Source organism: Streptomyces sudanensis (assembly GCF_023614315.1).
GTDB lineage: Bacteria > Actinomycetota > Actinomycetes > Streptomycetales > Streptomycetaceae > Streptomyces > Streptomyces sudanensis.
Genome location: NZ_CP095474.1, coordinates 5,150,888 through 5,155,053 on the forward strand (window position 1 = coordinate 5,150,888; position 4,166 = coordinate 5,155,053).

4 protein-coding genes are annotated in these 4,166 nt (G+C 77.7%); 1 reads left to right on the top strand and 3 read right to left on the bottom strand.

Going from position 1 to position 4,166, the window contains the following annotated elements; translation table 11 throughout:
* Positions 1–148: 148 nt before the first annotated feature.
* Positions 149–712 (bottom strand): rhodanese-like domain-containing protein, encoded by a 564-nt coding sequence (locus MW084_RS23875; protein WP_010473067.1) that lies wholly within the window; start codon positions 710–712, stop codon positions 149–151.
* 76 nt (positions 713–788) lie between these two features.
* Here MW084_RS23875 and MW084_RS23880 point away from each other — a divergent pair, with 76 nt between their 5' ends.
* Positions 789–1,070, top strand: a complete 282-nt coding sequence (locus MW084_RS23880) for a metal-sensitive transcriptional regulator (RefSeq protein ID WP_010473065.1) — start codon at positions 789–791, stop codon at positions 1,068–1,070.
* Between the two features lie 31 nt (positions 1,071–1,101).
* On the opposite strand, the gene MW084_RS23885 is transcribed toward MW084_RS23880, so the two are convergent.
* Positions 1,102–1,848 carry a sulfite exporter TauE/SafE family protein gene (locus MW084_RS23885; protein WP_010473063.1) on the bottom strand — a complete coding sequence of 249 codons (747 nt, stop codon included), beginning with the start codon at positions 1,846–1,848 and terminating at the stop codon, positions 1,102–1,104.
* Between the two features lie 397 nt (positions 1,849–2,245).
* The gene (locus MW084_RS23890) at positions 2,246–3,622 is read right to left on the bottom strand and encodes an MBL fold metallo-hydrolase (RefSeq protein ID WP_029553615.1); all 1,377 of its coding nucleotides are present in this window, start codon (positions 3,620–3,622) and stop codon (positions 2,246–2,248) included.
* Positions 3,623–4,166 lie beyond the last annotated feature (544 nt).

Below are 4,166 nucleotides of genomic sequence, written 5' to 3' on the forward strand. Positions count from 1 at the left end.
GGGGCGGTGCCCCGGCCGGCGGCTCGTCCGGCGTCGCGGCCCCCTCCGGTCCGCCGCCCTCTCCGCCCCCTCGTGCGGACCGGGGAGGAGCGGCGGCCCCGCGTTCCGGCGGCGCTCCGCCCGGACGGCGCCCGCGGGCGGGGCGGTGTCAGCCGGCCAGGGCGGCCAGGGTGGCGTCGAGGCCGGCGGTCCGGGGCCGGTTGTGGGGGAGCTTCGCGAGGATCCTGGCCATGCCGCAGGTGTCGGTGAGGGCGGAGAAGACCAGGCCGCCGGCGACACCGGCGGAGAGCAGCCGGGCCCGGGGCAGGCGCCGCCCGGCGAGCAGCCCGGCCAGGACCAGGGAGCCGGCGGCGAGGCGGACCTGGCGGTCCATGGCCCACGGGGCGCGGGCCCCCTCGGGACGGTGGACCTCGTGGCCGCGCTCCGCCCAGGCGGTGGTGCCGCCGGTGAGGGTGGCGGCGGCCACGCCGTGCTCGGCCAGACGCCGGCAGGCGGTCGCGGAGCGGTTACCGGAGGCGCACACGAGGAGGAGGTCCCCGCGGCCGGCGGCGGCCCTCAGGGCGGGCAGGGCCTCGTCGAGGCGGTCCAGGGGGACGTTGTGCGCGCCGGGCAGGTGGCCGGAGGCGTGTTCGCCCGGGGTGCGGACGTCGACGACGGTCAGCTCGTGCAGCCTGGCGCGGGCCTGGTCCGGGGTGAGGGAGGTGGTGGTCACGCGGATCTTCCTTTTCTCTTGGCGGTGCCCCCCTTCGCTAGAATACCCGAGGGGGTATTCGTGAAGGGATGTGGACATGGAGCTCGCGATGGCGGCCGACGAACTGAAGGCGGTGGTCAACCGGCTGCGCAGGGCGCAGGGCCAGATCGCCGGCGTGATCGGGATGATCGAGGAGGGACGGGACTGCGAGGACGTGGTCACACAGCTCGCGGCGGCTTCCCGGGCCCTGGACCGGGCCGGTTTCGCCATCATCGCCACCGGTCTGCAGCACTGCCTGACCGATGCGGACATGGCCGCCTCCGGCGACCGGGAGCAGATGCGCGCCCGGCTGGAGAAACTGTTCCTCTCACTGGCCTGAGGGCCCGGCGCGGCGCACCGGGCCGCACGGCTCACAGGAGGGCGTCGGCGAGCATGAGGGCGGCCACGACCAGCAGCGCCGCGGCGAAGACCCGCCGCAGCAGGGTGCCGGACGCCTTGGCCGCCAGGCGCTTGCCGTCCCAGGCGCCGAGGATCGCCGCCCCGGCGAAGGGGGCGACCACCGCCCAGTCGACGCCGGTCGCGGTGGCGCCGCGGGTGGCGAGCGAGGCCACGGAGTTCGCCGAGATGACCAGCAGGCTGGTCCCGACGGCGGCCTGCATCTCGAAGGCGAGCACCGTGGCCAGGGCGGGGACCGCGAGGAAACCCCCGCCGACCCCGAGCAGCCCGGTCAGCGCCCCCAGTCCCGCGCCGACTCCCGCGGCCTTCGCCGGGTGGGCCGCCGCCCGGCCGGCATCCGCCCGGGCGGGCCGCAGCATCCTCACCGCGGCGAGCGCGGCGACGACGGCGAACGCGCCGGTGAGGACCGGCTGGGGCAGGCGGGCGGCGGCGGCGCCCGCCGCGGCGGCGGGCAGGAGGCCGGCCGCCGCGAAGAGGGCCCCGGCCTTCCAGCGGACGTTCCCGGCGCGGGCGTGAACGTAGAGGGCGGTCAGCGAGGTGGCGGTGACGATGATCAGGCTGGCGGTGGTGGCGGCGGCGGGCGTGAAACCGAGCAGGTAGATCAGCGCGGGCACCGCCAGGACGCTGCCGCCCCCGCCGAGGGCGCCCAGGGCGAGCCCGACCACGGCCCCGGCGGCCAGTGCCAGGATCAGCGTGCTCACGCGGCGACACCGCCCTCGGCGCCCCCGCGAACGGCGGGAAGACCTCCCCGGAGCCGCGCGGTCGCGCCGTCGCCGGCGCCGGTACGGCCGCCCAGGGCGGCGAGCGGACCGGCGGCCGCGCGGGGGCCGTTCCCGGGGCGGCGGACCGCGNCCGTCCTGCCCGCCCCGCGCGGCCCCGCGGGGACCGGCGTCCGCCGTCGGGCGGTTCGACGGCGGGTGCGGCGCACCGGGNGCGCACCCGGTGCGCCGCCGCGGTGTCTCGCGGGCCGCGGGCGGGGCGGTCCGCCCACCGGCGGCCCGCCGGCGGGGCCGGTGCGGTGCGGGGCGGCCGGGGCCGCTGCGGGAGAGGAAGGACATCGTCGGTTCGGCTCCGTGCGGGTGCGGGTACGGGTGGTGGTCAGGCGGCGCCGTGGGGCCCGGCGAGGACGAGACCCGCCTCGGCGGCGGCCTCGAATCCGTCGTCGACGGCGACCACATCGCGGCCGGCGGCGTCGAGCAGGGAGGCGGCGATCGCCGCGCGCATCCCGCCGGCGCAGTGCACCCACACCCTCCCACCAGGCACCTCGCCGATGCGGCCCGGCAGTTCGTGGATCGGGATGTGGACCGAGCCGTCGACGAACCCGCCCGCCCGCTCGGCATCGCGCCGCACGTCCAGCACGACGACGTCCTCACCGCGTCCGCGCGCCCCGGCGAGGTCGGCGAAGCGGGCGCGCGGGAAGGAGGCGAGCCGCTCGCCCGGGCGGACCCAGGCGGCCGGATCCCCGGTGGCGGCGGCGGCCGGACGGTCGATGCCGACCCGGGCCAGCTCCCGCTGCGCGTCGGCGATCCGCTCGGGCGTGTCGGCGAGCAGGGTGACCGGCCTGCCCCAGGGGATCAGCCAGGCCAGGTAGGTGGCGAGCTTGCCGTCGCCCTCGAAGTTGTACGAACCGGCCACGTGCCCCTCGGCGAAGGCGACGCGGTTGCGCAGGTCCACCACCCACTCCCCGGCGGCCAGCCGGGCGGCGATCTCCTCGGCGTCCGCGGGCTTCGGCGGGGTGAGGTCGATGGGGGCGGGGCCGGCCGCGTTGGCCGGGCCCATGTGCGCGTAGTAGGCGGGCACGTCGTCCAGGCCCGCGAGCATCTCGGCGACGAAGGTGTCCACGTCCTTGGTCAGCGCGTCGTTGCTCTCGCGCTCCCGGCCGATCGTGGTCGCGTCCCCCGCGGCCTGCGAGGAGGAGCAGAAGCTGCCGAAGCCGTGGGTGGGCAGTACCGGGACCTCGTCGTCGAGCTCGGCCGCCAGGCGGTGGGCGGAGGCGTGCTGGGCGCGGGCCAGTTGCTCGGTCAGCCGCGGTTCGACCAGGTCGGGCCGGCCCACGGTGCCGATCAGCAGGGAGCCGCCGGTGAACGCCGCGACGCCCCGGCCGCCCTCCTCCAGTACGTAGGAGGTGTGGTGCGGGGTGTGGCCGGGGGTGGCGACCGCCCGCAGGACCAGGCCCTCGTCCACCGGGAACACGTCGCCGTCGGCGACCGGGGCGCGGTCGAAGGCGACCGACGCACCGGCCGGCACCAGGTAGCGGGCCCCGGTCACCCGGGCCAGCTCCAGGCCGCCGCTGACGTAGTCGTTGTGCACGTGGGTCTCGGCCACCAGGGCGATGCGCACCCCGCGCCGGGCCGCCGCGGCGACGACCCGCTCGATGTCGCGCGGCGGGTCCACCACCAGCGCGGTCCCGGCTCCACCGGCCAGGTAACTGCGGTTGCCCAGGCCTTCGAGTTCCAGAGTGTCGACAAAGAACACGACCACGACTCCTTCTGAACGCTTTACCCCCCGGGGTATCTGACGTCCACCCTAACAGACATACCCCAGGGGGTATTCCTGGGGAGTCGTTGCTTCCCCGGCCGCCGTTTCGCCCGTACGGGCGTGCGGGGAGATTCCCGTACGGGTGCGGGGAAGGCCCGGGGCGCCCGTCGCCCGCGCCCGCCGGGGGAGCCCCCGCCGTACGGGTGCGTGCCGTACGAGCCCACGATTCGCCCTCGCGGTGCCGCGCGCAACACCCCGCCGCCTGCCGGTCGGGTGTCGTGCGGACCGGCCCCCGCGACTTCCGCGGTCCCGTACGCGCCGCGCTCCGCCCCGCTCGCAGTTCCGGTGCCGCCCACGAGGGCCCCCGTCGGACCGTCGGACCGTCGTACCNGGGGNNCCGGGAGGGAGGCCGGGAGCGGGAGGGAGCGCNNGGCCGGGAGGGGGCCTGCGGGCAGGGCGCGTCCGGTACGCCCGCCCCACCGCCCGGTACGCACGCCTCGCCGCCCTCCACGCGAAGAGGCGGGGTCCGCCCCCGCCTCTT